At 63.6% G+C, this 2745-nt stretch carries 5 protein-coding genes; all 5 read left to right on the top strand.

Going from position 1 to position 2745, the window contains the following annotated elements; translation table 11 throughout:
• Positions 1-134: 134 nt before the first annotated feature.
• Positions 135-575, top strand: a complete 441-nt coding sequence (locus tag VQ044_RS24590) for a CBS domain-containing protein (RefSeq protein WP_327650277.1) — start codon at positions 135-137, stop codon at positions 573-575.
• 21 nt (positions 576-596) lie between these two features.
• Positions 597-938 (top strand): carboxymuconolactone decarboxylase family protein, encoded by a 342-nt coding sequence (locus VQ044_RS24585; protein WP_327650276.1) that lies wholly within the window; start codon positions 597-599, stop codon positions 936-938.
• Between the two features lie 50 nt (positions 939-988).
• Positions 989-1627: a hypothetical protein gene (locus tag VQ044_RS24580; RefSeq protein WP_327650274.1), complete on the top strand. Its 639-nt coding sequence runs from the start codon at positions 989-991 to the stop codon at positions 1625-1627.
• A gap of 53 nt (positions 1628-1680) precedes the next feature.
• Positions 1681-2133: a YbaN family protein gene (locus tag VQ044_RS24575; RefSeq protein ID WP_327650273.1), complete on the top strand. Its 453-nt coding sequence runs from the start codon at positions 1681-1683 to the stop codon at positions 2131-2133.
• A partial coding sequence (locus VQ044_RS24570) for an Mrp/NBP35 family ATP-binding protein (RefSeq protein WP_331827854.1) occupies positions 2120-2745 on the top strand: 626 nt, incomplete at its 3' end. The genes VQ044_RS24575 and VQ044_RS24570, both read left to right, overlap by 14 nt.

Raw genomic sequence — 2745 nt, 5'->3', positions numbered from 1 at the left:
TGCACGACCTTGGCATTAAGGACGACCACATTGTCGAAGAGAAGATGTGAATGCCGCGGGATTAACCCGCAGGCGGCGCGGTGACCGGGATCGTCGCGGTGCTTCTCATCGCGCTGGCTGAGTAGGAGGCCATAATGTTGATCCAAAAGTTTCTGCCTACGGCAAGCAAGCGGATGCTCTGCATCGAGATGACGGCAACCCTGCTCGAGGCCGCTCGGCTTCTGGATGATGGCAGCGACATGCTGCTGGTCAGTGATGTAGAGGGCCGGATGGCAGGTATTCTTACCAAGACCGACGTGGTCCGCCAAACCGGCCGCTGCGCGGGCGCCAGCTGCACCGCGCCGGTGGTCGAGGCGATGACGCGTGATGTGATCACGGCGGAGCCCGAGGGCCAGTTGCACGGCGCCTGGGAGGTCATGAAGACCAGCGGCTTCAAGAACGTCCCAATTCTCGATTCGGACGGTAAGCCGCTGGGTGTTCTGAACGCCCGCGATGTCCTTCAGATGCTGCTGCAAGAGATCCAGCAGGAAGAGAACCTGCTGCGCGACTACGTTATGAATATCGGTTACCGCTAGGAAAATGCAGGAGAAACACTCATGTCCGATCCGCTATACCCGACGAACACCCATGCGTTGGCACAGCGCCGCAAGGCGCTGACGCCGGACGCTGAAGAGGCGTTCAAGGTGTTCAGCCAGACTGTGTTCGCCGATGGCGCCCTGGATGCAAAGACCAAGCAGCTGATCGCCGTCGCCGTCGCCCATGTCACCCAGTGCCCCTATTGCATCAAGGGTCACACGAAGGCGGCACTGCGGCATAAGGCGAGCGAAGCCGAGATCATGGAAGCGATCTGGGTCGCCGCCGAGATGCGCGCTGGCGGCGCCTATGCCCATTCGGTGCTGGCGCTCAACGAGATGGAACAAACCAAGGCCGGGAATTGATGGAAACTGGAGCGAACATTCCCAACACATTTTACAAAGGAGAAATCGACATGACCCGCAGGACCACCACTCTGGGAACCGCGATCGCGCTGGCGGTACTGACTGGAGCTGCTTCCGCGCAGGATTCGGATGGAGTCTATCGTGCCGATCTCGCGCCGCTCAACGCCGAGACGACGGGTAGCGAGGCCGGCGGCACCGCGACGCTCACCGTCTTCGGCGATACGCTGACAATTCGCCTCGACGCCACGGGTACCGCGCCGGGGATCATGCATCTTCAGCATTTCCACGGGTTCGCCGATGGCGACGAGACGTCCCGTTGTCCGAGCACCGACGCCGACACCAATGGCGACGGCATCATCGACTTGATCGAGACCGAGCCGCTCGCGGGCGTCACCATGGTTCCGTTCCACGACGATCCGGCCAGCATGGAGATCGTTGCCGACAGCTATCCGACCGCCGATGCCGACGGCGCCTACAGCTACGAGCAGAGCGTATCGCTCCCGGCGCTCCGGAAGGCGTTCGATGCCAAGTTCCCCGGACAGCAGCTCGATTTCGACCGGCGGGTGATCTTCCTGCACGGCGTGCCCGAGGCGAGCGAACTCCCGGACACCGTCCAGTCGCTCGGTGATGTTCCGGCGCAAGTGACGCTGCCGATCGCCTGCGGCGCTATCCAGCGGTCCGAAGGCTGACCGGGCGTCGCGCCCGGGCTGCCATCCACACCACGTCGCCAGGAGAGACGGTCATGCTTCGATGGCTTCACCCGATCGGAAGGTCCGGTCTTGGTCTGCCGCGGCTGCTCTGGTTCGTCGTCGGCGCTTTCTCTCTCGCCCTCGCCGGGCTCGGGGTCGTCCTGCCGGTCCTGCCCACGACGCCGTTCATCATCCTGGCGACTTTCGCCTTCGGCAGGAGCGCGCCGGGACTTCAGGCGCGGCTCCAACGCAGCCACGTTTTCGGCCCGATGATCGCCGAATGGCAGGAGCATGGCGTGATCGCTCCGCGTTACAAAACGGCGGCGATCGCGATGATGGCCGGGGCGATGCTGCTGAGCCTCGTCATGTCCGTCTCCGCGATCGTCATCGCCATACAGGCGGTCTGCATGGCTGCAGCGGTCGGCTTCATCCTCAGCCGCCCGAACGGGGCGGCTGCCCGGGTTCGATCCGAAATGACGGGAGCTCAGACCTGTGAACGATCGTAAAGTGCTTTTTAATGGCTCTTCCTCCGGGCCTCTGTCGCATCTGGGACGCCTCATCGCCATCGCCAGCGGCAAGGGCGGGGTCGGCAAGTCGACGGTCGCGGCCAATCTGGCAGTGATGCTGGCGCGCCAGGGGCTACGTGTCGGGCTGGTCGATGCCGATCTCTACGGCCCGTCGATTCCCGGCATGCTGGGTATTCCCGGCGGTGAGCCTCCGGCCATGACGCCGGGCAAGAAGGTGATCCCGGCCGAAGCGTATGGCGTCAAGGTGATGTCGATGGGGATGCTGACCGGCGACGACAAGCCGGCGGTCCTGCGCGGTCCGATGGTCACGAAATATCTTCAGATGTTCATCACTCAGGTGGACTGGGGCCAGCTCGACGTGCTGATTCTGGACCTACCCCCCGGCACCGGGGACACGCAGCTGACCCTGGCGCAGGCGTTTCCGCTGACCGGCGCGGTCGTCGTCTCGACGCCGCAGGATGTCAGTCTGAAGATCGCGAGGCGTGGCTTGCGGATGCTGCAGCAGGTGAACGTGCCGATCCTGGGGATCGTCGAGAACATGAGCGGCTTTACCTGCCCCTCCTGCGGGGAGGTCACGCACATCTTCCGTCA

Source organism: Aurantimonas sp. C2-5-R2, from assembly GCF_036549495.1.
In the GTDB taxonomy this organism is placed as follows: Bacteria; Pseudomonadota; Alphaproteobacteria; order Rhizobiales; family Rhizobiaceae; genus Aurantimonas; species Aurantimonas coralicida_A.
Note: the sequence above shows the minus strand (reverse complement) of the source record. Positions and strands in the feature narration are given on the sequence as shown.

Excerpts from the sequence above, each read along its gene's own strand:
- VQ044_RS24585 (WP_327650276.1), top strand. The coding sequence starts at position 597 with ATGTCCGATCCGCTATACCCGACGAACACCCATGCGTTGGCACAGCGC.
- VQ044_RS24590 (WP_327650277.1), top strand. The coding sequence starts at position 135 with ATGTTGATCCAAAAGTTTCTGCCTACGGCAAGCAAGCGGATGCTCTGC.
- VQ044_RS24580 (WP_327650274.1), top strand. The coding sequence starts at position 989 with ATGACCCGCAGGACCACCACTCTGGGAACCGCGATCGCGCTGGCGGTA.
- VQ044_RS24575 (WP_327650273.1), top strand. The coding sequence starts at position 1,681 with ATGCTTCGATGGCTTCACCCGATCGGAAGGTCCGGTCTTGGTCTGCCG.